This is a genomic window from Eubacterium sp. MSJ-33 (assembly GCF_022174665.1).
Taxonomy (GTDB): Bacteria; Bacillota; Clostridia; order Lachnospirales; family Lachnospiraceae; genus Coprococcus_C.
The window spans coordinates 2386369-2409654 of the sequence record NZ_CP076562.1; the positions used below are offsets into that span (position 1 = coordinate 2386369).

At 43.5% G+C, this 23286-nt stretch carries 24 protein-coding genes; all 24 read left to right on the forward strand.

The genetic code is table 11. The features are described from left to right. Positions 1-75 precede the first annotated feature (75 nt). Positions 76-933 carry a hypothetical protein gene (locus KP625_RS11220; protein ID WP_238297907.1) on the forward strand — a complete coding sequence of 286 codons (858 nt, stop codon included), beginning with the start codon at positions 76-78 and terminating at the stop codon, positions 931-933. Positions 934-937: 4 nt separating this feature from the next. Continuing rightward, entirely contained in the window at positions 938-1651 is a 714-nt protein-coding gene (locus KP625_RS11225) for an ABC transporter ATP-binding protein (protein ID WP_119203327.1), read from the forward strand. Further along, a complete protein-coding gene (locus KP625_RS11230) occupies positions 1641-2825 on the forward strand; it encodes an ABC transporter permease (RefSeq protein ID WP_238299938.1) in 1185 nt (394 codons plus the stop codon). The genes KP625_RS11225 and KP625_RS11230 overlap by 11 nt, the downstream gene beginning before the upstream one ends. A gap of 27 nt (positions 2826-2852) precedes the next feature. Next, on the forward strand, positions 2853-3356 hold the full coding sequence (locus KP625_RS11235; protein WP_119203328.1) for a hypothetical protein: 504 nt from the start codon (positions 2853-2855) through the stop codon (positions 3354-3356). A 44-nt stretch (positions 3357-3400) separates the two neighbouring features. Further along, positions 3401-4357 (forward strand): D-alanyl-D-alanine carboxypeptidase family protein, encoded by a 957-nt coding sequence (locus KP625_RS11240; RefSeq protein WP_119203329.1) that lies wholly within the window; start codon positions 3401-3403, stop codon positions 4355-4357. A gap of 63 nt (positions 4358-4420) precedes the next feature. Continuing rightward, a complete protein-coding gene (locus KP625_RS11245; protein WP_238297909.1) occupies positions 4421-4819 on the forward strand; it encodes a winged helix-turn-helix domain-containing protein in 399 nt (132 codons plus the stop codon). A 204-nt stretch (positions 4820-5023) separates the two neighbouring features. Beyond that, the gene (gene metG / locus KP625_RS11250; RefSeq protein WP_370641358.1) at positions 5024-5494 is read left to right on the forward strand and encodes a methionine--tRNA ligase subunit beta; all 471 of its coding nucleotides are present in this window, start codon (positions 5024-5026) and stop codon (positions 5492-5494) included. A 206-nt stretch (positions 5495-5700) separates the two neighbouring features. After that, positions 5701-6030: a DUF1648 domain-containing protein gene (locus tag KP625_RS11255; protein WP_238297911.1), complete on the forward strand. Its 330-nt coding sequence runs from the start codon at positions 5701-5703 to the stop codon at positions 6028-6030. A gap of 149 nt (positions 6031-6179) precedes the next feature. After that, positions 6180-6455 (forward strand): hypothetical protein, encoded by a 276-nt coding sequence (locus KP625_RS11260; protein WP_370641359.1) that lies wholly within the window; start codon positions 6180-6182, stop codon positions 6453-6455. A 26-nt stretch (positions 6456-6481) separates the two neighbouring features. Then, on the forward strand, positions 6482-7705 hold the full coding sequence (locus KP625_RS11265) for an ATP-binding protein (RefSeq protein WP_238297913.1): 1224 nt from the start codon (positions 6482-6484) through the stop codon (positions 7703-7705). A gap of 408 nt (positions 7706-8113) precedes the next feature. Continuing rightward, positions 8114-9409, forward strand: a complete 1296-nt coding sequence (locus KP625_RS11270) for an IS30 family transposase (protein WP_238297905.1) — start codon at positions 8114-8116, stop codon at positions 9407-9409. A gap of 437 nt (positions 9410-9846) precedes the next feature. Then, positions 9847-10299, forward strand: a complete 453-nt coding sequence (locus tag KP625_RS11275) for a DUF2975 domain-containing protein (protein ID WP_177969414.1) — start codon at positions 9847-9849, stop codon at positions 10297-10299. A gap of 14 nt (positions 10300-10313) precedes the next feature. Beyond that, positions 10314-10538: a helix-turn-helix domain-containing protein gene (locus tag KP625_RS11280; protein ID WP_177969413.1), complete on the forward strand. Its 225-nt coding sequence runs from the start codon at positions 10314-10316 to the stop codon at positions 10536-10538. Positions 10539-10578: 40 nt separating this feature from the next. Next, entirely contained in the window at positions 10579-12246 is a 1668-nt protein-coding gene (locus KP625_RS11285) for a DUF4153 domain-containing protein (RefSeq protein WP_238297914.1), read from the forward strand. A gap of 64 nt (positions 12247-12310) precedes the next feature. Next, on the forward strand, positions 12311-13033 hold the full coding sequence (gene cobI, locus KP625_RS11290; RefSeq protein ID WP_238297915.1) for a precorrin-2 C(20)-methyltransferase: 723 nt from the start codon (positions 12311-12313) through the stop codon (positions 13031-13033). 146 nt (positions 13034-13179) lie between these two features. Then, complete coding sequence (locus tag KP625_RS11295; protein ID WP_238297916.1) at positions 13180-14097, forward strand: ketopantoate reductase family protein; 918 nt, start codon at positions 13180-13182, stop codon at positions 14095-14097. A gap of 31 nt (positions 14098-14128) precedes the next feature. Next, the gene (gene ftsH, locus KP625_RS11300) at positions 14129-15964 is read left to right on the forward strand and encodes an ATP-dependent zinc metalloprotease FtsH (protein ID WP_238297917.1); all 1836 of its coding nucleotides are present in this window, start codon (positions 14129-14131) and stop codon (positions 15962-15964) included. After that, positions 15961-16503, forward strand: coding sequence for an HdeD family acid-resistance protein (locus tag KP625_RS11305; protein ID WP_238297918.1), 543 nt, complete (start codon positions 15961-15963; stop codon positions 16501-16503). Before ftsH ends, KP625_RS11305 begins: the two co-directional genes overlap by 4 nt. Positions 16504-16575: 72 nt before the next feature. Further along, positions 16576-16890 (forward strand): DUF6110 family protein, encoded by a 315-nt coding sequence (locus tag KP625_RS11310; protein ID WP_238297919.1) that lies wholly within the window; start codon positions 16576-16578, stop codon positions 16888-16890. Beyond that, positions 16874-18949 carry a heavy metal translocating P-type ATPase gene (locus KP625_RS11315; protein WP_238297920.1) on the forward strand — a complete coding sequence of 692 codons (2076 nt, stop codon included), beginning with the start codon at positions 16874-16876 and terminating at the stop codon, positions 18947-18949. Before KP625_RS11310 ends, KP625_RS11315 begins: the two co-directional genes overlap by 17 nt. A 151-nt stretch (positions 18950-19100) precedes the next feature. Beyond that, positions 19101-19679, forward strand: a complete 579-nt coding sequence (locus KP625_RS11320) for a TetR/AcrR family transcriptional regulator (protein WP_238297921.1) — start codon at positions 19101-19103, stop codon at positions 19677-19679. Between the two features lie 317 nt (positions 19680-19996). Beyond that, a complete protein-coding gene (locus KP625_RS11325) occupies positions 19997-20935 on the forward strand; it encodes an ABC transporter ATP-binding protein (protein WP_238297923.1) in 939 nt (312 codons plus the stop codon). Continuing rightward, the gene (locus KP625_RS11330) at positions 20935-22101 is read left to right on the forward strand and encodes an ABC transporter permease (RefSeq protein ID WP_238297925.1); all 1167 of its coding nucleotides are present in this window, start codon (positions 20935-20937) and stop codon (positions 22099-22101) included. Before KP625_RS11325 ends, KP625_RS11330 begins: the two co-directional genes overlap by 1 nt. Beyond that, on the forward strand, positions 22088-23266 hold the full coding sequence (locus tag KP625_RS11335; RefSeq protein WP_238297927.1) for an ABC transporter permease: 1179 nt from the start codon (positions 22088-22090) through the stop codon (positions 23264-23266). The genes KP625_RS11330 and KP625_RS11335 overlap by 14 nt, the downstream gene beginning before the upstream one ends. The last annotated feature ends 20 nt before the right edge of the window (positions 23267-23286 follow it).

Sequence of the window (23286 nt, forward strand, 5' to 3'; positions counted from 1 at the left end):
TACGGGCTTCTGTTTTGGTACAATAAAAGTATCAAGATAGAGGCTCGTATTTTTTGTGATACAGCATAAGGAGGAATGATGAAGTTGCTAAGAAAACAAATGCTGCTATGTTCTATTTTGTTTCTTGTATTTACGCTATCTGCCTGCTCTGCAATTGGGCAGACAGACGAAAACAATCTTACAGATAGCGCAACATCCGCAGAAAAAACGGTATCAGTTGTACGAGGGACAATAACTCCAACCGTTTCAACGCAAACGACTATTGTTCCGGCAGTACCGTTTATTATTTCCTCACCCGAAAATGGCATATTTAATACAGCGGTAGAATTAGAAGAAAAAATCACTGCCGGGCAAATTATTGGAACTGTGAACGGCAAAGAATTGAAATCTCCGGTGGATGGTACAGTTACCTCTATTGCCCCATCCAATGAAAGCGTACCGAGTAATTATCCCGTAGCGATAGTGCAGTATACAGGATTTGCCCTTAATGTAGAGGCAGATAATTTTTTGAGTACCTTACCGGAGTATGCAGAGTTGAAAGCAAAATTTCAAGTATATGATGGTGTAGGACCAACCGATATGATTGCCGTGGTGTCGCCTGCCGCAGATGAAAATGCGTTTACGGGAATCGTGCCGCAAGAGGGCATTCTGCAATGCTTGATCAGTCAAACAGTCGATGTGAAATCGGGGCAAAGTGCAACGGTAGTCATAACGGCGACAACGAGAAATGATGTCCTTATATTGCCTCTGTCGGTAATAGCGGGTAGACAAGGTACGGGATTGGTTACTGTAATTACTCCGAATGGAGAAAGAGTGGAAACAAAAGTGACATTGGGTGTGACAGACGGAGCCAATATAGAAATACTGTCAGGCTTAGAGGAGGGCGATGTGGTTTCTGCTACTCCGCCAAACCTTGATCCGAGGGGGATTTGATAAAATGAAAGGAATTTCCGAAAAGACTTTAATCAAAATAAAGGATTTGAAAGCAAGCGTCAAATTGAATAATGGCGATATGCTGACAACAGTAACCAACGCTAATATGGAATTGCAACGAGGGCGCAGTTATGCCATTGTCGGAAAGTCCGGCTCAGGCAAAACAAGTCTTATATCCATTATTGGCTTGTTAAATCGGGAATATGAGGGCGAGTATCTTTATGATGGTATATCTATTTCTGCTTTGAAAGACCGTGATCTGTCTATACTGCGAGCCAATAATATCGGATTTGTATTTCAGAACTACTCTCTGATTAAGCACTTGCGGGTATGGGAAAATATCGAATTACCCCTACTCTATGCCAAAAAGTCGTTTACCGCCAAACAGCGTCACGAGATAATTACAGGCTTGCTAAAAAGTGTCGGCTTAGAAAGCAAGGAAAATGATTACCCAATCAATTTGTCCGGCGGTGAACAACAAAGAGTTGCAATCGCAAGGGCGCTTGCAGTATCTCCGGAAGCCATTTTATGTGATGAGCCTACGGGAGCGTTGGATAAAAAGACGGGAACGCAGATTATGGAACTGTTGCACAGCATCGTAAAAGAAAATGGAATTATGCTGCTGTTGGTTACGCACGATCCTGATATTGCAGATACCTGTGATACGATTTTTGAAATGGATGGAGGGAGGATAACTTGTGCTAAAAATGATACTTAAAGACCTTCGTCTGTCTCCACTTAGAAGTATTCTGACAAGTGTTTCAATGCTTGTAGGCATTATCGCAATGATTGGATCGGTATTAGTTGGTACGCTTGGACGGGAGTATTTGATTTCCGTAAACGCACAGGTATATGGCTGGTCACCTACTTACTCATTCGTGATAACGGAATCCGATTTTCGCGATAGAAATAAAATGGAACAATTATTCCAGAGATTTGAAGCCATTGATGATGTAGCCGCTGTTACTTTTTCTATGGGAGAGGATATTCGATTTGCACCAATGAAAGATTTAACGCCAATACCGCCGAATGATGTTTACCAAAACCTGATGGCTTTTGATGTAGTTTGCACCACGGAGGCATATAGTCAAGTCTATAATCTTCCAATGACATCCGGTAGATGGTTAGAGCCTTCGAGTGAGGGCGGATCGCTTGAAGTGGTCATAAACAAAGAAGCTAAAAACTATTTTAATGATTCACCCTATGCTGCAGGAAATGTAAAAAGCACACTTTCGTTAACCCCATTCAATATTGTCGGAGTAGTAAACGATGGCAGGGATTTTCCGACTATCTATGCGGATTCTGCGGCGATCCTCAATTTCGCACCAGCAATGTGGCAAGTGCAAAATGCAAATGTGTATTGGCATCCCACAACAGGACTGACAATCGAACAGATACATTCTGCCCTTGGCGACATTTTGACTGATACCATTGGCGGTTACTGGGAAAGTGCTGGGCGGAGTGATATTGGAGATACCTATGATTCGGTATTGTCCATACTGCAATTAGGGCTTTTGGTTACTTCGCTTTTGTTGCTGTTTGTTTCCGTATTAGGGCAGATCAATATCGGACTATCTTCATTGGAACAGCGCACACATGAGTTGCTGATCCGCAGAGCGATAGGTGCTTCACGAACAAATATTGTGGCATTGGTTTTAGGCTCACAGTTGATTTTATCAATATTCGTTTGCTTTGCAGCTATTTTGATTTCGCTGATTTTGGTGCATTGTATTGGAGCGTTGCTCCCTGTGGATTCCCCGGTGGGAACACCGAGTTATCCAATCAGCGTTGCTGTTGTTGCAGTTGCTGTGTCTGTGCTTACAGCATTATTGGGCGGATTATTACCAGCATTGAAAGCAGCAAAATTAGAGCCTGCATTGGCTCTTAGATAATAAAACTCAATTCAAGGAGGAAACAAAATGAAACGAACAATCTCAAAATCCGAAAGACCGTACAGACTGTTACTGTGTGTTAAGATTTCTTTGCTGGTGATTATGCTGGCAGGCTGCTCCACTTCTTCGGACTCCGACACAAACACAAGAGGTTTCACGGACTTTGCTACCATTGAAGAAGAATACCTAACGACCATTGAGAGTTTGAATTGGCCGGAGGGCGTTACTCCGCCTGATGCTTTGGAAGGCGAAGATACGGGAGCGTCTTTTCAGATAGGATATGGCGATACAAAAGCATCTAACCTTTGGGAATATTCTTGGATGCAGGAATGGCTTGATACTTACAATACGGATTCGGAAAGGGCGGCAAAAGCCTTAGCTGAACTCGAAAAAGCCTTTGATATGCCTTATATGGGAACAGATCGCTGTGATGACGCCACACGCAAATATCTTCGTGATAATATTGATAAAGCAAAGTTGGGAGATCCGTCTGGATTTACAGAGTATATTCAGGCAAATTATGCCGATTAAAAAATGGCACATAGGAGTTTTTGGGCTGGGAGGTGAGCACATATATGCAGAGAAAACGCCGTAAGAAAAAACGATTTGGAGTATTTTTGCTTTTGCTTGTAGTTTGTATCGGCATAGGTATAATGTTTGTGCCGTGGGCAATGCAGCCGGAAAATTTCAGAGCGGTAAAGAATAAAATAAATGGTTTTCTCTACAAAGAAGATTTTCCTGACTCTTATAATGCAAAATCGCTGATTTTGGTGGATTGTTCTGATGATGAAATATTTGTTTCAAAAAACGAGAACGAGCCACAAATTCCTGCAAGTTTAGCCAAGCTGTTTGTTATTGAGTATGCGTCAACTTTAGCAGACCTTGATAGTATCGTTGTTGCAGACTATGGTGCTATTTCACTCACGAAACCCGGCTCGTCTGTTGCTCAAATCAAGGAAAAAGAATACTTTTTACACAATCTATTTGCGGCAATGTTAGTACCGTCAGGGAATGACGCAGCTTATGTGGTTGCTGATTATTGTGGAGGATTACTTTCGCCGCAAGCAGAAAGCTGTCAAGAGCGTGTGAGGATTTTTATGGAGAACTTAAACCTGCATTTGCAACAGCAGGGGTACTTAGACACAGTTTTATATGATCCGAGTGGTTTTGATATGGAGGCACTTACCACCACTTTAGATTTGAAAGAAGTAGTATATCGGTTGTTGGAATACTCGTGGTTTAGAGAAATTGTATCTCAAAACACTTATACGGCAACACTGCCTGATGGCAGTACACAAATATGGCAGAATACAAACGCCTTCCTTGATCCGACATCCGAATATTACAACGAAAATGTATGCGGAATTAAGACTGGCTCTCTGTCTGACGACTATAACTTGATTGTGCTTTACCAGCAGCACGGAAAAGAGTTTTTGATATGCAGTTTAGGATCTCAGTCCGATTCCTCTCGTTATGACGATGTGAATTTTATTCTGAAAACGATTGATGAATCGTATTATCTCACGCAATAAATCTTATGTTGTCCAAGACAAAAAACTAACCAAGGGGGTGATAATATCGGACGAATCGTAATAATGGAGTTCAAAGCACAAGACTCAACAGCCTTTGACGATATGCTGGCTTTTGTAAAACAGCACCCTGATTTTGAAAAATTAGAGATTTCATATGAGCCGACATTATCCCTTTCCGGCTTAGAAATCAATTTGAGCCGGCGCAGAGTTATCAATAACGGTCAGGAAATTGAACTGACTGTCAAAGAGTACGATATACTCTGCTTGCTCGCAGCCAATAAAGGTCGTGTTCTTACATACGAGCAGATTTATGATAAGGTGTGGGGCGAAATATCAGCAGGCAATGAAAAGGATACCGTAGGCTTTCACATTCGGAATCTTCGTAAAAAACTATGTGATACAAACTCTCACTTTTCCATAGATAGTGTTCGTGAGATCGGCTACCGCTTTAACAGTCGGTAAGCAGTTCCTCGTAGTTCATAATGAATTGCGAGGGATGTCTTAAAATAAAAAGACGTATTTTAAGGCGAATGACATCTTTTGGATGCACAAAAGTCAAAAAAACGTCCAAGAGTATCCAGGTATATAGAATCTGGGGAAGCCCATTTCCCAAGGGTTTGCAGGGATATACAAGAGTTAGCTTAGCAATCAAAAAAATTCCCAACGATGAAGTCACTGGATGGTGTAAATAAGAAAAATGATGTAAATAAAACAGCTTCTGAAGCACCTGAAAAAAATGTAAAAACTGAGTCTGAAAAGATTGATTTCTCTAATGTGAAGATCGAGCCGATCTTTGAAGAAATGGTAGATTTCGATACATTTGCAAAATCTGATTTCCGTGCAGTTAAGATTTTAGCTTGTGAAGCAGTACCGAAGTCAAAGAAGCTTCTGAAGTTTACATTAGATGACGGAGAACGCAAAGACCGTGTGATTTTAAGCGGTATTCATGACTATTACGAGCCGGAAGAACTGGTTGGTAAGACAGCAATCGCTATCGTGAACCTGCCACCGAGAAAGATGATGGGAATCGATTCCGAGGGTATGCTGATTTCAGCAGTACACGAGGAAGACGGTCACGAAGGACTGAATCTGCTGATGGTGGATGACCACATTCCGGCAGGTGCAAAGCTCTATTAAGATGAGAAAAATCAATTGATGCAGAAATCGGTGCAAGCAAGAAAAAATCGCATAATTAGCATAATGAATGGGCAGTCCTGAAATCGGGATTGCCCATTTTCAGAAAGAAAAAGATAAAATATAATTTATTGTAGTATTGACAAGAGAGTGATATAATGTGGACATGAAAATTAAAAAAACCGGATTTGACAGAAGAAAGGATTGTTATGAAGTTTATTAATACCAGAAAATTCACATGGATAATTTGCATTATAGGATGTTTGCTTGCTCTTGTGAGCATATTTTTCTTACCGACTATGATTCCAATACATTTTGCAAATGGGATTGCGGATAATTATGTAAGAAAAATACAAATATTCTTATTTCCTATATTACAGGTACTTATCACATTTTTGACAGGACGAGAAAAAGTAAAATATTGCCTGACACATTCAAAAACTTTCTTAACAGACATCCAGTTTAATTGGATGATAGATGGAGTACTTTTATTGGTAATGTTTGCAGAAATATGGGTTATCTATGCTTCATTTGCATAGAAATATTATTCGAACAACTCCCAGTTTACCAAGCTCTTTGAGAGAGGAGAAATCCTTTTCTCAAAGGGCTTTTTCTATTTGTACGGATATTCGCAAACTACAAGATAAAGCCAAAACTTCATATACTCTAAGCACAAGGAGGTTGAGGTTTGGCTATGAATAACAGTTTAGCGGAAGTACACCCGGAGCTTATTTCGGAGTGGTCGGAGAAGAACTTACCGCTTACACCTGATGATATTACCTTTGGCTCAAGCATCCACCCGGAGCTTGTTTCGGAACCATTTGACGATAAAATGTATAGTAGCAAGTTAAGAGAGGATTTTTGTTGGAGCAGACCAAAATATTATACGGTTCCTATTTCAGATCCCAGTAAAAATAATAAACATGTGCCACAAAACTTGAAAAAATCTCGATTTGTGGCATAATATATATTGGATTGGAGATGATGATAATGTATATAAAACGAGAAAGATATTTAAGTAAGATAAGACCTTTTTATGATGTGGATTTAATTAAAGTACTAACTGGAGTCCGTCGATGCGGAAAATCAATTTTATTAGAGCAGATAGAAGAGGAATATATTGAAAACGGATTTGATAAGACACATATTATAAAAATCAATTTTGAAGATTTGCAGTTTGAAAAAGTAAGAACGGCTGAAAAGTTGAATGCCTATGTAAATGAGCAGATTAAGGACAAGTCAAGATATTTGATATTTCTGGATGAGATACAGCATGTACGCAGTTTTGAAAAAGTGTTGGCTTCCTTTAGAGCAACTTTGAACTGTTCTATTTTCATTACAGGTAGCAATTCTAAACTATTGTCCGGTAAAATGGCAACATTACTTGTCGGACGTTGTGTTGAGTTTCGGATTATGCCATTTTCGTTTGCAGAGAGCTATGAGTATATCAAAACATTGGGAAAGAATATGTCTCCTGATGAATTTATGATTGATTATATTAACTGGGGAGGGTTTCCACTTCGTTTTTCATTCACAAAGGAAAGTGATATTAAGCGATATTTGGAACAGACCTATACAGGTATCTTAGATAAAGATATTATTACCGAGAGATCCAAAGTCAACCGTCAAAACTTTGAACGTGTTGCAACATATATTATGGCAAATGCTGGCAAAGAGTTCTCTAGTAAAAATATCGAAACATATTTTGAACATCAAAATTCGGATATCATGGACAAGAAAACTATCTACAGATATTTGGAAAAAATGGATAATGCGTGTTTGATCGACCGTGTTAAGAGATTTAATATCGTTGGAAAGCAGGCCATGTCATACATTGAGAAGCAGTATGCTGTAGATACTGGTTTCAGAATGATTAATACAAATTTGGTCAACTTTGAAGATACATTCTTTCTTGAAAATATCATCTACAATGAATTAAAATCAAGGGACTACGAAGTATTTACTGGAAAAACATATAAAGGTGAAATAGATTTTGTGGCAATTAATGGTCGAAAGAAGTGCTTTATCCAGGTAGCTTATTATTTAGCTGGAAAGGAAACGATTGAACGAGAATTTGGTGCATTTAAGCCGATTAGTGATGCTTCACCTAAATATGTATTTTCACTGGACAGATTTGATTATTCAAGAGACGGTATTGCCCATATCAATATCATTGATTACCTGTTAGGCAAAGTAGATATCAATCTATCATAGTGCCACAAATCAAAAAATATTTTCAATTTGTGGCACATGCTTTGAAAGAGAATGTGTGCGACGCACACACATGAAGTATCATTTTAGAACACGAACCGGAAAATACAATGGCTTTTTCTAACTGACTAAAATTGGTTGTTTGTCGCCGCCCCTAATTGGTTAAATCCAAGCGACTGTGGGTGGCAGAATCATTGGAGTAAGTACCGATTTTTATAGATACCGTATCTGCCGTCTGCCGTCAATTGTAATCTGAGATTCCATACCCGCCATCTCAGACTTCTTTAAAAGTTAATAGTAATAAGTGTAAAGGAAGGGTATGGATTTTCCTTTACAAATTCAAGAGACTGACTGGATTGTTGGTCTCTTTTTTGTTATGCTTTGATTTCTGGCGGCTGGAAAGGAGCTACCATGTCAAAGTTTTTAACATATGAAGATCGATTAGTTATTGCACAACTCCTTCAGGAGAATGTCTCTTTTGGAGTTATAGGAAAGAAGTTAGGCAAGGATCGTACCACGATTGCAAAGGAAATAAAAAAGCATTCCTATGATAAGAAAAGTGGTCGCCCAGGATATCCTTACAATCCATGTAAACATCGCAGTACATGCAAAGCTAAAAAGCTGTGCGGAAACAGTTGTACGCATCAATCAGCGTATAAATGCAGTCTGTGTTCCGAGTGTACATTACATTGTCCGGATTTTGCAGAGGATATCTGCTCCGTTAAAACCAAACCTCCATATGTATGTAATGGTTGTAGCCAGCTTCCCCAATGTACCTTGTTAAAACGCATTTATGGCCCGGCAGATGCTCATGAAATGGCACATCAGTCTATTTCGGAATCCAGGACAGGTATTTTATCCAATGAGGATGATATAGCAAGAATCAACGGAATCATCAGCCCCTTGGTTAAAAATGGACAGTCTCTTCATCAGATTTATATAGAGCATGTTGATGAAATCATGTGCAGTGAAAAAACATTGTATAACTATGTTGATGCCCAGCTTTTTGATATCCGTAACATTGATCTGCCTCGTAAAGTAAAGTATCGCCCGCGATACAAACAGCCTGAATTCAAGGTAGACAGAGGATGTCGTATTGGTAGAAGCTATACTGATTTCCAGAAGTTTCTTGAAGCAAAGCCGGAGTCTGCTGTTGTACAGATGGATAGTGTTATCGGACGTGTGGGAGGCAAATGCCTGCTTACTATACATTTCGTTGAAACAAGTTTAATGCTTGCATTTCTGCGAGATTCAAATACTTCAGCATCTGTCATACAGATTATAAATCTGTTGGATAAAGTCCTTGGAAATGAAGATTTTTCACGGTTGTTTCCGGTTATTCTTACGGATAATGGAAGTGAGTTTTCAAATCCAAAAGCAATTGAAAAACGAGATACGATTCCATGCAGCAGAACGAATGTATTTTACTGCGATCCAAGTGCACCTTACCAAAAGGGAGCCTGTGAAGTGAATCATGAGCTGATACGTCGTATCCTGCCAAAGGGAAGCAGCTTTGATGATTTGACACAGAAGGATATTTTTCTGATGATGGATCATATCAATTCTTATAAAAGAAAAAAGCTGAACAACCGTAGCCCATACGAAACGTTCAGCTTTTATTACGGAGAAGATATACTTAAGAAACTTGGATGTAAACCGGTTGCCGCCGAAAACATCATCTTAAAGCCTAAACTTCTCAAAAAGTAACAGATAAATTTGCAAAGTGCCGCCAGAACAAAAACAGCAGAATGACTTCAAAACAGGGATGGATTCTCCGAATACAAAAATTTCGAGCGGGAATTGATCTCTTATTGTCGTGTGCAAATTTATTGCTGAACGTATTATAACATGTCAATGTACAAATGAAAATCCGGGAAATTCGCTTACAAAACGGGATTTTCGTTTACAAAGTGGGAATCTCGTTTACAAAATGAGATTTTCATTTACAAAGAGGGGCTCTTGCGTTACAAACGGGACTCTCGTTCTACATTTCACCCGTCATATATCTTTGAAACTGAAAAACAATAAAAAATTATCGAAAAACAATAAATATATATTGACAATCAATAATTAATCGTGTAAGGTGGAAAAAAGAAAGAATAATAACAGGCGATTCAGGAAAGTGATGGGAGGATATATTGCATATGAAAGAAAATAAAATTGCCGGTGCGACGAAGGTTTTGCTGGACATCATGTATTTTGTAGGAATGGTTGTGACACTGACTTTGCCGGTGTCGTTCAAATGGTATGGAACCGTAATCAACCCATTTTTTGGAGAGTATTATATCTGGATGGTGATAATCTTCATGACAGCGGGTGTGTTCGCAGTGCTGATTCTAAGAGAGCTTCGGAAGATGTTTAAGACGGTGCTTGCTGACGATTGCTTCGTGAAGGAAAATGTAAAGAGTCTGAACCGGATGGGGATATACAGCTTCGCGATTATGGCAGTTATGCTTTGCCGGATTCCGCTTTACTTTACTCCGGCTGTATTTATCATTGTTGTAGTATTTTTGATCGCAGGTCTTTTCTCCCGTGTGCTTGCCATCGTATTTGACAAGGCAGTGCAGTACAAGGAAGAAAATGATTTTACGATATAGAAGGCGGTGGTGATATGGCGATTAAAGTGAATCTGGATGTGTTGATGGCACAGAAGAAAAAAGGGCTGACAGAGCTTGCGAAGGAGGTCGACATCACGCTTGCAAATCTGTCAATCCTGAAGAATAACAAGGCGAAAGCGGTGCGGTTTTCTACGTTGGAATCCATCTGTAAAGCACTCGACTGCCAGCCGGGAGATATATTGATCTATGAGGATGAAGATAGTGATAACGAAGGATAATTACGATTGACAGAACGTATCTGGAAAGGAGTGTTTCCATATGGGAGATGAACAAAAACAAGAGAATTTGACCAATTTGAATATACAGAATATACAGAATATACAGGAACAGGAATCCGGACAGATGATGACAGGTTCAGATTGTGCGAATAAGAGTAATGCAGTACCGGAGATGGAGATGAAAGAGCGGGCGGTCCGCTTTGAAACCGGTGGGTTTGCGGCAATCATCTATGCGGTTGTGACAACCATCTGCCTGTATAAAAATGCTTATGGAATTATGACGGTGCTATTTGCGGCAGCGACGATTGGCTTTCTATATTACGTCTGCTCGCACGCACCACAGAGCAAGGCGTACGATAACCGCGAGGATAAGACGTCGAACCCACATACGATGATCTACTATATAGGAATTTTGCTGCTTGGCGTATCGACATTCCTGACCGCAGACCGATTCCTGATTACATGTAATTACATAGGAATTTATCTGCTTTCGATGACCGTATTTTTTACCTGCTTTTGCAATGCGGACAAATGGGGCGTCGGGAAATACATCCGTGCCGTGCTTGGTACAGTGTTCTCACCGCTCGGATATCTGTTCCGCGGGTTCAGTGACTGCTACGTGTATGTGAAGCTTAGGGAAAAGAAGAAATCCAAGGCAATCTATATTCTGGTTGGCGTGTTAATTGCTCTGCCGTTTCTGGTATTGATGCTGATCGTGCTCTCACAGGCAGATGCAATCTTCAAATATATTGTCGACCGGAGTATCGGAAATCTGCGTTTATCCGGGAATCTGACCGGCTTTGTAATCATGCTCGTTGCGGTATTTGTGATTGTTTATGGAATCTTCTGCAGGATGGTAATACAGCCGCCGAAGATTGCATGTGAAGAAAAACGCATGATCGAGCCGATGATCGGTATAACGTTTTGCGGATTGCTTACAGCGTTATATATGGTGTTCGCAGTCATTCAGATTCTGTCTCCATTCCTTGGGAAGCAGATGCTGCCGGCCGGATATTCGTATTCGGAATATGCGAGACAGGGATTCTTCCAGCTGCTTTTTGTGGCGGCTGTGAATCTGGTGATTGTGCTGGTCTGCAACCGCGCATTTGCGGAAAGCCGTGTGCTTCGTACGATTCTCACGATCATGTGCGGCTGTACATATGTGATGATCGCATCTTCAGCGGTGCGGATGCTGATGTATATACGGGCATATCATCTGACGTATCTGCGTGTGTTGGTGCTGTTTGGACTGTTGGCATTGGTTGTGCTTTTCACTGGCACGATCATCTATCTGTATAAGAATACATTTCCACTGATGAAATATATGATTGTTGCATGTGGCAGCTTGTATATCGCGTTTGCGTTGTCACATCCGGATACGTATATCGCACGTTATAATCTTGCGTGTGCACGTGCGGATGTGCAGACATGGATGGCGGAGGATGTTGATACGGAAGAGATCGAAGTGCGGCTGGCGGATGTGCTGTCGTATATGGAAGAACGCTCTGCGGACACGACACCGGCGGTATTTGAGTTTGTAGACTGGGCGCAGGCGCGAGGTATCTGGACGGATGAAAATGATGTCTGGCAGATCTCAGATCTGCTTTCGTATCACAGTGAGATGTGCACGAGCCGGAGAGGCGTACGGACATTTAATGTGAGTACCTATCGCGGGAAGACGGCACTGGAGGATTACTTAGATAATTAAACTACAACAGACAGATATCAGCCGGTAAGTCTGGCTGGTATGTGCTGCAGGAGGAAACAGATAGATGGAAGGAAGAATGATTGGCGTCGGAGTCGGTCCGGGTGATCCGGAGCTTCTGACGCTGGCAGCGGTGCGCGCAATCCAGGAATGTGACTGCGTCTTGCTGCCAAATGAGAAGAAGGAAGAATGTTATGCTTATAAGATTGTGCGGCAGGTCGTGCCGGAAATCGACGAAAAGGAGATCTGTCCGATGCAGTTTCCGATGACGAAGGATGCGGATGTGCTTCGTGCGGCACAGGAACGCTGCTTTGCGGTGGTGCAGGAAAGAATCGGTCAGGGAAAGAAACTTGTATTTCTGACGATTGGTGATCCGAGCGTATACTCAACCTATCAATATATACATCGTAGAGTGCAGGCGGCGGGCGTGCCTGCAAGCATGATCAGCGGTGTGACGTCTTTTTGTGCGGTTGCGGCAAGACTTGGAATCTCGCTTGCAGATCAGGGTGAGGAGATCCATATTATTCCGGGCAGTTACGCGGTGGAAGATACCGTGGATTACGACGGGACACGGATCTATATGAAGTCGGGGAAGAAGCTGGAACGGCTGATTGGTATGCTTCGGACAGAGCTTGTGCGGAGAAGGCAGCAGGGTGAAAATTTGGAAATCTATGGCGTCTCGAACTGCGGACTGCCGGATGAATGTGTGATGCATGGGATAGATGCATTGACACAGGCAGTAAGCTACCTTACAATTGTGATCGTGAAGGTGAAAAAACAGAACAAATAACGATATTTACATTAAAATTTCTTCAATGACGGATTTGTTCACAAAACAAACATAAATCTGTTATAGAATATGTATCACAGATCAGAGATAGAAGAAAACTAGGGAAGGAGAAACCACTTGAGCATATAGAAAGTGGAAGATCGTATATGAAATATGCAATTATAGGAGCTGGCGGATGCGGCGGAAGCATCGGTGCATTTCTGGCAAGAGCCGGACAGGATGTGACACTCATTGCACGCGGGGCGCATCTTGCAGCAATGAAAGAACATGGTATACGTGTGGAGTCACCAAGTCAGACATTTACCGTGACAGACATAAAGGCAGTGGACGAAGCAGGATATACGGAGATTCCGGATGTCCTGTTTGTGTGCGTCAAAGGGTATTCGATTCCGGATATCATTCCATTTTTGAAAGAACATAGCAGCGAGGATACATTGATTGTTCCGATCTTAAATATTTACGGAACCGGGGCAAAGCTGCAGCTGGAGTTGCCGGACACGACAGTTGCAGATGGCTGTATCTACATTGCGGCGGAGATTAAGGAACCGGGCGTGATCTTACAAAAAGGCGATATCTTCCGTATCGTATTTGGCGCACGGAAGGGACAGGCGCTATGCCGGAAGATGTTTTTATTAGAGCAGGAATTAAAGGCAGCAGGTATCGATGCGGTGCTTTCCAATCAGATTGAACGGGATGCATTTCAGAAATATGCGTATATCTCGCCGATGGCAGCCTGCGGTTTGTATTACGATGCAACAGCAGAAGCATTCCAGCGTGCGGGAGAAGAGCGAATGCTTTTGATCCGGTGCATGAAAGAAATTGACGCACTTGCAATGGCAATGGGAATCCCGTTTTTAGTTGATATTGAGAAGACGAATCTGGACATCTTAGATGCGCTTGTACCGGAGGCTTCAACCTCCATGCAGCGGGATATCTGGGCAGGAAAACCATCGGAAATCGATGGCCTGTTGTATGAGCCGCTCCGTCTTGGAGAACAATATGGAGTAGAGATGCCGAACTACGAGATGATCGTGAAGGCAGTGAAGGAGAAGTACGGAGAGTAATAATCTAGACAAAGAAAGGAAGTATGCAGAGATGAAAGAAGTAAAATCACCAAAACGTCCGTTGATCTTCTATTACGGAATTGTGCTGGCAGTGTTGCTGGTGTTTAATTTATTTATCACTCCGATGCTGGCAGAACGGCAGGTAAAGGAAGTTGATTACGGAACATTCATGAAGATGACCGAGGATAAGGATATTGGTCAGGTACAGATCGACAGCACACAGATCACATTTACGGATAAGGCGGAGAGCGCAATCTACAAGACCGGACTCATGCCGGACGATAATCTGACACAGCGGCTCTATGACAGTGGCGCGAAGTTCTCGAAGGAAATCGAGACGAGGACATCCCCGTTTATGAGCTTTCTGATGTCTGTGGTTGTGCCACTTTTATTGTTCTGGATACTTGGAAGATTCCTTGCGAAGAAGCTGATGGAACAGGCAGGCGGCAAGAATTCCATGATGTTCGGTATGGGCGGAAAGAGCAATGCGAAGGTATATGTACAGTCCACCGAAGGAATTCATTTTACGGATGTTGCCGGCGAGGATGAGGCGAAGGAAAACTTAGCCGAGATCGTCGATTATCTGCATAATCCGAAGAAATATACCGATGTTGGTGCTTCGATGCCGAAGGGACTTCTGTTAGTCGGGCCTCCGGGAACCGGTAAGACGATGCTTGCGAAGGCGGTTGCCGGTGAGGCAAATGTACCGTTCTTCTCTATCTCAGGTTCCGAGTTTGTTGAGATGTTTGTCGGTATGGGTGCATCGAAGGTACGTGATTTGTTCAAGCAGGCAAAGGAAAAGGCACCATGTATTGTATTTATCGATGAGATTGATGCAATCGGTAAGAAACGTGACGGTGGCAAGTATGGTGGTAACGATGAAAGGGAGCAGACATTAAACCAGCTCTTAACGGAGATGGATGGATTTGAAGGGAACAACGGCGTTATTATTCTGGCGGCAACAAACCGTCCGGAATCACTCGATCCGGCACTTACCAGACCGGGACGTTTTGACCGGAGAGTACCTGTGGAATTGCCGGATCTGAAGGGTCGTGAGGCAATTCTCAAAGTACATGCGAGAAAAATCAAAGTTGGCGATAATGTTGATTTTCATACGATTGCTCGTATGGCATCGGGTGCATCTGGTGCTGAACTTGCGAATATTATCAACGAGGGTGCGCTTCGTGCTGTTCGTTCAGGGCGGACATTTGTGACAGAGGCAGATCTGGAAGAAAGTGTCGAGGTTGTAATTGCCGGTTATCAGAAGAAGAATGCCGTGCTTTCGGATAAGGAGAAAAAGACGGTTGCATATCATGAAGTCGGACATGCATTAGTAGCTGCTTTACAGAGCCATTCTGCACCCGTACAGAAGATTACGATTATTCCACGTACGTCAGGAGCGCTTGGTTACACGATGCAGGTGGAGCAGGCCGATAAGTACCTGATGACAAAGGAAGAAATCGAGAACAAGATTGCAACTCTGACCGGTGGACGTGCGGCAGAGGAAGTGGCATGTGGAGAGATTACAACCGGCGCTTCGAACGATATCGAGCAGGCAACCAAGCTGGCACGTGCTATGATTACCCGTTACGGTATGAGCGATGAGTTCGATATGGTAGCGATGGAGACAGTGGAAAATCAGTATCTGGGTGGTGATACTTCGCTTTGCTGTTCGGCAGATACACAGAAGGAGATTGACCGGAAGGTGGTTGAGCTTGTGCGTTCACAGCATGAGAAGGCGAAGAAGCTGCTTGTCGATAACAAGAGGCTGTTGGATATTCTGGCGATGCATCTTTATGAGAAAGAGACAATCACGGGCGATGAATTCATGGAGATTTTGAACAAGGAAGGGGGAGCTGCCTTATGAAAAGACATACGGGATATGGCTGGCTGGAGCTGATTGAGGGTATTTTGCTTATAATCCTTGGCGCTTTGTCCATGATATCTCCAAGTGGTATTCTGCGCTGGATCACTGTCTTTTATGGTGTGATGGCGACAGTGACGGGTATTACAGATATTATCTTTTATGCGAAGACAGAACGATATATCGGATTTGCACCATGTGTTGCATTGATTACAGGTGTGCTTAGTGTGATCACTGGTTTGGCGCTGATGGCATATCCGCACATAGGCGAATTGGTTGTAACATTGCTGCTTCCGCTATGGTTTATTGCACATAGCATATCGAAGCTGTGTCATCTTGGATTTATCCGGAGTTTATACAGAGGAAGGTATTTCTATGTCACACTGTTCATCAATGTAATCGGTCTGATAGTAGGTGTGTTGATGATATTCTGGCCGCAGATTGCTTTGTTCTCAGTCGGATTTTTGATAGGTACATACCTGATTATATTAGGAATAGATAGTGTAATATCGGCTTGCAGTAAAATTGGAAGGGATTGGTAAAAAAATATTTATTTTTTAGAAAATTTGTGATAATATAACGTAGTTAGATTAGACTAACAGGAGGTAAATATTATGTCAAATTTTTTTAAGAAGATTGATGGAAAGAAAACAGGGATTTTTGCAGCAGGTGTATTGTTCGGAACAGCTGGAATCAGGCTTTTGACAAGCCGTGATGCAAAGAAGGTTTACTCACATGGTACAGCCGCGGTCCTTCGTGCAAAGGATTGTGTCATGAAAACCGTGACAAATGTACAGGAGAATGCAAGCGACATCTATGCTGAGGCAAAGCAGATCAACGCAGACCGCGAGATCGAGGCTGAGGCACAGGTAGTTGAGGATGAGGCAGAAGCAGAAGAGCAGGCGGAAGAAAATGAAATTTGTGATTAAACATGAGATACGGGGCAGAATTCGTTTTCATGTTGCACAGAAGAATATGTCGTACCGGGAAGCCGATATCCTTCAGTATTATCTTGACAGCATGCAACATGTCAGTTCTGCGAAGGTAAATCATTCGACCTGTGATGCAGTTGTCTGTTATGAGGGAAGCCGGGAAGCGATGATAACAGCGCTCCGGCGGTTCCATTATGATTCGGCAGATGTGCCGGAATCTTATCTTGCTAATTCCGGCAGACAGGTGAATGAAGAGTACAAAGAAAAACTGGTAGATAAGGTTTTGCTGCGGTGCATCAACCGGGTGTTACTGCCGGTGCCGATTGCGAACACCCTGACTGCCATCCGTTCGGTGAAATACATTACGAACGGACTGAAAACATTAGCAAAACGAAAGATCGAAGTTCCGGTTCTGGATGGCACGGCAATCGGTGTATCCGTATTCCGTGGAGATTTCCAGACGGCAGGCTCTATTATGTTCCTGCTTGGAATCGGTGAGATCTTAGAGGAATGGACACACAAGAAATCCGTCGGTGATCTTGCGCGGAGCATGTCCTTGAATATCGGAAAAGTCTGGTTGAAGAAGGACGGACAGGAAGTGCAGGTATCTGCAGAGTCTATCCGTGTAAACGATGAGATTGTCGTTCATGTCGGAAATGTGATTCCGTTCGACGGAACCGTTGTCGATGGCGATGCGATGGTCAATCAGGCGTCTATGACAGGCGAACCTTTGCCGGTACATAAGCAGGCAGATTCCTATGTCTATGCTGGAACCGTGCTGGAAGAAGGCGAGCTTTGCATCCGTGTACGACAGGTCGGTGGTTCGAGCCGGTATGAGAAGGTTGTCACGATGATCGAGGAATCCGAAAAGCTCAAATCTTCTCTGGAGAGTCAGGCATCTCATCTGGCAGACAAGCTTGTGCCATATACGTTACTTGGCACAGCCGTAACATATCTTTTTACGCGGAATGTAACGAAAGCGTTGTCCGTATTGATGGTTGATTTCTCCTGTGCGCTGAAGCTGGCAATGCCGATTTCGGTATTATCCGCGATCCGGCAGGCGAGCAAGTCAAGCATTACGGTGAAAGGTGGCAAGTTCTTAGAGGCGATGGCGGAGGCAGATACGATCGTATTTGATAAGACTGGAACGCTGACGAAGGCAACGCCGCGTGTGATAGATGTTGTATCATTCTGCGGGGAAAGCAGCGATGAACTGCTTCGTATCGCGGCATGTCTGGAGGAACATTTTCCTCATTCGATGGCGCGTGCAGTTGTCGATGCGGCAAGTGAAAAGAATCTGGTACATGAAGAGGTTCACTCGAAGGTGTCCTATATTGTGGCACATGGTATTTCTACCACGGTAGAAGGAAGAAAGACCATTATCGGCAGCTATCATTTTGTATTTGAAGATGAAGGCTGCGCCGTTCCGGAAGGTATGCAGGCGAAGTTTGATGCATTGCCGGAGGAATACTCCCATCTGTATATGGCAGTCGAAGGACGGCTGGTGGCAGTCATCTGTATCGAAGATCCGATTCGTGAGGAGGCATCCGATGTGATCCGGACGTTGAAGGAGCTTGGATTTGCGAAGGTTGTTATGATGACCGGAGACAGTGAGCGGACAGCCTGTGCGATCGCGCGGAAGGTTGGCGTGGATGAGTATTATTCTGAGGTACTTCCAGAGGATAAGGCAAGCTACGTGGAGTGTGCGAAAGCAGAGGGACACAAGGTTATCATGATCGGTGACGGTATCAATGATTCACCGGCACTTTCAGCAGCGGATATCGGTATTGCAATCAGCGATGGTGCAGAGATTGCACGGGAAATCGCGGATATTACCGTTGGTGCAGATAACTTGAATGAGCTGATCACATTGCGGAAGATCAGTACCGCGCTGACAAGACGCATCCGCCGGAATTACAGAACGATCGTCGGATTTAATACCGGACTGATCGTGCTGGGGGTTGCAGGCGTGATCCAGCCGACAACTTCGGCATTGATGCACAATACGTCAACATTGGCAATCGGACTGCACTCGATGAAGGATCTTGTATTATAAAAATAATAAACAAAACGTCAGGCAGATGAACGTGCAGGTGACAGGAATGTAACTGCATTTCATCGATATATGCTTGACGTTTCTTTTTTTGTTCTTTATAATATAACATAAGTTACATAACAAGAGTTATAAAATAAAAATGGAGGACATTATGCCAAGGGCAACGAAGTATCTAAAGGAAGATATTATAAAGGCAGCGTGTGCTGTTGTGAAGAAAGAAGGCCTATCCGCGATCAATGCACGGCGGGTAGCGAAAGAGCTTGGATGTTCGGTCCAGCCGATCTTCTATCAGTTCGAGAACATGGAGGATCTAAAGCATGCGACGATCTTGCACATCCAGAAGATATACCAGTCGTACATGATCGAAGGCTCGAAGGAAGAAAAAGCATATCGGGGCATGGGACTTGCGTATATCCGGTTCGCGAAGGATTATCCGGATTTTTTCAAGATATTATTTATGGGAGACTCGAAGATATCGCCAACGGAATTTATCGAGAAAGACAACATGGGGAATCAGGTTTTAGAAAAGGGCGCAGAATTCACTGGGTATGACATAGCGGAACAGGAAGCGTTTCATCTGAAGGTGTGGATTTTCACACACGGAATCGCCAGCATGGTTGCAACGGGAACCGTCGCATTTACGGATGAACAGATTGAAGAACTGCTGACGGATACGGTACGTGAAATGAAGATCGGAAGCATGTATGACAAGAAGCCGAAGGATGAATAAATATGAACCACGGAAATTGCGATATTGTTTCTATATATTTCAATATTGATTGATACGATATACAATGTATTGAATCTGAGAAGTTCTAAATGTTCTGATCTATATTTTCATCCAATACGCCACCGCCGCCAATTCGCCATCCATGGCTCAGTGGCGGCTTGTTTGAACATCGTGTTCAAACATGGCTAATATAATTACAGAACATTAAGAACTTCTATGATTCAAACATATCGTATATCTTTATAAATCAATATTAAAATATATCCTGAAATCAATATCGCAATTGCTGGGAATAAAAAGGAGAGTGGAAAAGCAAAATGAACGCAGTCGTAGAAGTAAAGAATCTGACAAAGGAATATAAACAGAAAAAGGCGGTCGATGACCTGTCGTTTGAGATCCGGCAGGGAGAGATTCTTGGCCTGCTTGGTCCAAACGGAAGCGGAAAATCAACCACGATCAACTGCATCCTCTCGCTGTTAAAATACAGCGCGGGAAGTATCAAGATCTTCGGTGAGGAGATGACACCGGATGCCTATAAGATCAAGCGGGATATCGGTGTGATTTTCCAGGAGGTAGCGGTGTTTGAGGAGCTTACGGTGTATGAGAATATCGATTATTTCTGTGGATTGTATGTGAAGGATAAGCAGGAGAGAAAAAAGGATATCGAGGATGCAATCGCATTAGTCGGACTGGATGAATTTCGCAAATATTATCCGAAGCAGTTGTCGGGCGGATTGCTCCGGCGACTGAATATCGCGTGTGGGATTGCGCACAAGCCGAAGCTGATCTTCTTAGATGAGCCGACGGTTGCGGTCGATCCACAGAGCCGGAACAACATTTTGGATGGCATCAGGAAGCTGCGGGATGATGGCGCGACGATCTGTTACACGACACATTATATGGAAGAAGTTGAGATCCTGTGTGACCGGATCATCATATTGGATAGGGGAAAGATCATTGCGCAGGGAACGTCCGACGAGTTAAAGGCACTTGCGAAGATCGAGGAGAAGGTCACGATCGAGACGAAGCATTTCAAACCGGAATTTTTGGAGAAGTTACAGGCCGCACCGAATGTCGACAAGGCGGAATATGCCGACCATCAGCTTGTAATCACCTATAAGAGCGGCAAAAATAACGTGGCGAAGCTGATTGGGGAACTGAGTGCGGCGGGAATCACCTGCAACAAGATTTTCTCCGAGCGTCCGACGCTCAACGATGTGTTCTTGGAGCTGACCGGAAAGGAGCTTAGAGACTGATGTTTGGACATAACTTTAAGTATACATTCAAAGTCCTGATGCGGAACCGGATGCTTTTGTTCTGGACATTTGTGTTTCCACTTGTGCTTGGCACGATGTTCAAGCTGGCATTCTCCAATATCGAGGACAGTGAGAGGCTGAACGTGATTCCGATTGCGATTGTCGATAACGAGGATTTTCAGGAAAATGAAGCTTTTCGCCGGACATTTGAGACTTTGAGTGATGAATCAGGCGATGAGCAGATGTTTGACACGGTGTATGTGTCGAAGGATGAAGCAGATACGCTGCTTTCAGATGGGGATGTCGATGGCGTGCTGTACATGAATGGCGAGCAGCCGGAGATCTGGATTCACGAAAATGGTATCAACCAGACAGTGCTTCAATATGTGGTAGACGAGATCGTACATACCTCTGCACTCATGGAAAAACGTGTACAAAATGAGATTGAGCAGGGGACTATGCCGGATATTGAGGTACTCTACAAAAATGTAATGGAACAGGTTGCAGGCAGAGAGTCGAATCTTATCGATGCATCCCGTGCGAATATGAGTTATACGATGATTGAGTATTACACATTGATTGCGATGGCTTGTTTGTATGGCGGTATCCTCGGAATGACGGCACTGAGCCGGAATCTTCCGAACATGGGAAATCTCGGAAAGCGTACAGCCATTGTTCCGATCAGCAAGGCGAAGACGATGTTTTCATCCCTGCTTGCCGCATATTGTACGCAGTTGATCGGGCTTGCGATTCTATTTGTGTATACGATCTTCGTGATGAAGGTCGATTACGGGGAGAATCTGCCATATGTGATCCTGCTGGCACTTGCGGGAAGTCTGGCTGGACTGACGCTTGCGATCATGGTGACTACAGTTGTCAAGACCGGCGAGAACGGAAAGCTTGGAATACTGATCGGCATCACGATGGCATGCTGTTTCCTGTCTGGCATGATGGGAATTACCATGAAATATATCATCGAGAAACATGTGCCGTTCTTAGACAAGATCAATCCGGCGGCGATGATCACAGATGGATATTATGCGCTGTATTATTATGGTGTGGACAAGCGTTTCTGGATGGATGTAGCAAGTCTTGGAATCTTCTCTGCCTTCATGCTGCTTGTGTCCGCACAGGGATTAAGGAGGCAGAAGTATGACAGTATTTAAAGCATTTCTGCATGTATTGAATAAATGTAAAGGCATGGTGATCCTGTATACGGTGCTGCTTCTTTTGTTCGGTGGCATCAACGCAAAAAGCGGGGATACGGTGAGCCAGTTCACCGCAGACAAGCCGGAAATCGTCATTGTGAATCAGGATGAAAATGTCGGAATCACGAAGAATTTTACGGATTATATCGCAGCGCACAGTGAACGGAAAGAACTGAAAAGCGAAGAGGACATAGACGATGCAATCTTCTATCGGCAGGTAGCATTTGTAATCTATATTCCGCAGGGCTACCGGCAGGCGGTTCTGAACGGAGAGAATCCGGAACTTCGGTATAAGAGCTGCCAGTCGGCGGATGCGAGCTTCGCACAGATGATGGTCGAAAGCTATCTTGCCATACAGCAAAACTACGTGAATGCCGCTCTGCAGGCAAATCCGGATGAAATGAACATATCCCTGAATGAGGAGGAAGTCTGCAAGGATATCACGCAGACTTTGGAACAGACATCAACCGTGCATGTGACGACGACACTTGATACAAACAGCATGTCGAAGGCAGCGGGTTATTATAATTTTGCAAGCTACAGTCTGCTTGCCGGTGCGATCTTCGTGATCTGTCTGGTGCTTACGAGCTTTCAGGAGCTGCCGATCCGCAAGCGAATCACGATCAGCAGTATGAATTATAAGAAGCACAATGCGATCCTGCTTGCGTCGAATCTGTTATTCGCGATGGCATTATGGCTGTTCTATGGTGTGATCAGTTTTGTGATTGTTGGAAAGGCAATGTTCAGTGCGCAGGGTGCCATGTATCTGGCAAATTCGTTCGTGTTTACGTTGTGCGCCCTGACGATGGCGTTCCTGATATCCAGCATCTTCAACAACAAGGAAGCGGTTAATGGAATCGTGAATGTCGTGGCACTTGGCTCGGCATTTCTGTGCGGTGCATTTATCCCGGTTGAATGGCTGCCGGATGGCGTGCTTGCCGTGGGTCGTATCTTTCCGGCGTACTGGTATATTCAGACGAATGAATATCTGAAGACACTGGAGACGGTGAGTGTTTCAGGGCTGAAACCGGCATTTATCAATATGCTGGCGATGGCTTTATATGGTGTGTTCTATATTATTGTTGCGAATATCGTGTCGGCGAAGAAACGGGTAGTGGCGTAATCTTGAAACAGGCGAAGTGG

Coding starts and splice junctions, on each gene's coding strand:
- KP625_RS11220 (WP_238297907.1), top strand. CDS start 76: ATGATGAAGTTGCTAAGAAAACAAATGCTGCTATGTTCTATTTTGTTT.
- KP625_RS11225 (WP_119203327.1), top strand. CDS start 938: ATGAAAGGAATTTCCGAAAAGACTTTAATCAAAATAAAGGATTTGAAA.
- KP625_RS11230 (WP_238299938.1), top strand. CDS start 1,641: ATGATACTTAAAGACCTTCGTCTGTCTCCACTTAGAAGTATTCTGACA.
- KP625_RS11235 (WP_119203328.1), top strand. CDS start 2,853: ATGAAACGAACAATCTCAAAATCCGAAAGACCGTACAGACTGTTACTG.
- KP625_RS11240 (WP_119203329.1), top strand. CDS start 3,401: ATGCAGAGAAAACGCCGTAAGAAAAAACGATTTGGAGTATTTTTGCTT.
- KP625_RS11245 (WP_238297909.1), top strand. CDS start 4,421: ATGGAGTTCAAAGCACAAGACTCAACAGCCTTTGACGATATGCTGGCT.
- metG (WP_370641358.1), top strand. CDS start 5,024: ATGAAGTCACTGGATGGTGTAAATAAGAAAAATGATGTAAATAAAACA.
- KP625_RS11255 (WP_238297911.1), top strand. CDS start 5,701: ATGAAGTTTATTAATACCAGAAAATTCACATGGATAATTTGCATTATA.
- KP625_RS11265 (WP_238297913.1), top strand. CDS start 6,482: ATGTATATAAAACGAGAAAGATATTTAAGTAAGATAAGACCTTTTTAT.
- KP625_RS11270 (WP_238297905.1), top strand. CDS start 8,114: ATGTCAAAGTTTTTAACATATGAAGATCGATTAGTTATTGCACAACTC.
- KP625_RS11275 (WP_177969414.1), top strand. CDS start 9,847: ATGAAAGAAAATAAAATTGCCGGTGCGACGAAGGTTTTGCTGGACATC.
- KP625_RS11280 (WP_177969413.1), top strand. CDS start 10,314: ATGGCGATTAAAGTGAATCTGGATGTGTTGATGGCACAGAAGAAAAAA.
- KP625_RS11285 (WP_238297914.1), top strand. CDS start 10,579: ATGGGAGATGAACAAAAACAAGAGAATTTGACCAATTTGAATATACAG.
- cobI (WP_238297915.1), top strand. CDS start 12,311: ATGGAAGGAAGAATGATTGGCGTCGGAGTCGGTCCGGGTGATCCGGAG.
- KP625_RS11295 (WP_238297916.1), top strand. CDS start 13,180: ATGAAATATGCAATTATAGGAGCTGGCGGATGCGGCGGAAGCATCGGT.
- ftsH (WP_238297917.1), top strand. CDS start 14,129: ATGAAAGAAGTAAAATCACCAAAACGTCCGTTGATCTTCTATTACGGA.
- KP625_RS11305 (WP_238297918.1), top strand. CDS start 15,961: ATGAAAAGACATACGGGATATGGCTGGCTGGAGCTGATTGAGGGTATT.
- KP625_RS11310 (WP_238297919.1), top strand. CDS start 16,576: ATGTCAAATTTTTTTAAGAAGATTGATGGAAAGAAAACAGGGATTTTT.
- KP625_RS11315 (WP_238297920.1), top strand. CDS start 16,874: ATGAAATTTGTGATTAAACATGAGATACGGGGCAGAATTCGTTTTCAT.
- KP625_RS11320 (WP_238297921.1), top strand. CDS start 19,101: ATGCCAAGGGCAACGAAGTATCTAAAGGAAGATATTATAAAGGCAGCG.
- KP625_RS11325 (WP_238297923.1), top strand. CDS start 19,997: ATGAACGCAGTCGTAGAAGTAAAGAATCTGACAAAGGAATATAAACAG.
- KP625_RS11330 (WP_238297925.1), top strand. CDS start 20,935: ATGTTTGGACATAACTTTAAGTATACATTCAAAGTCCTGATGCGGAAC.
- KP625_RS11335 (WP_238297927.1), top strand. CDS start 22,088: ATGACAGTATTTAAAGCATTTCTGCATGTATTGAATAAATGTAAAGGC.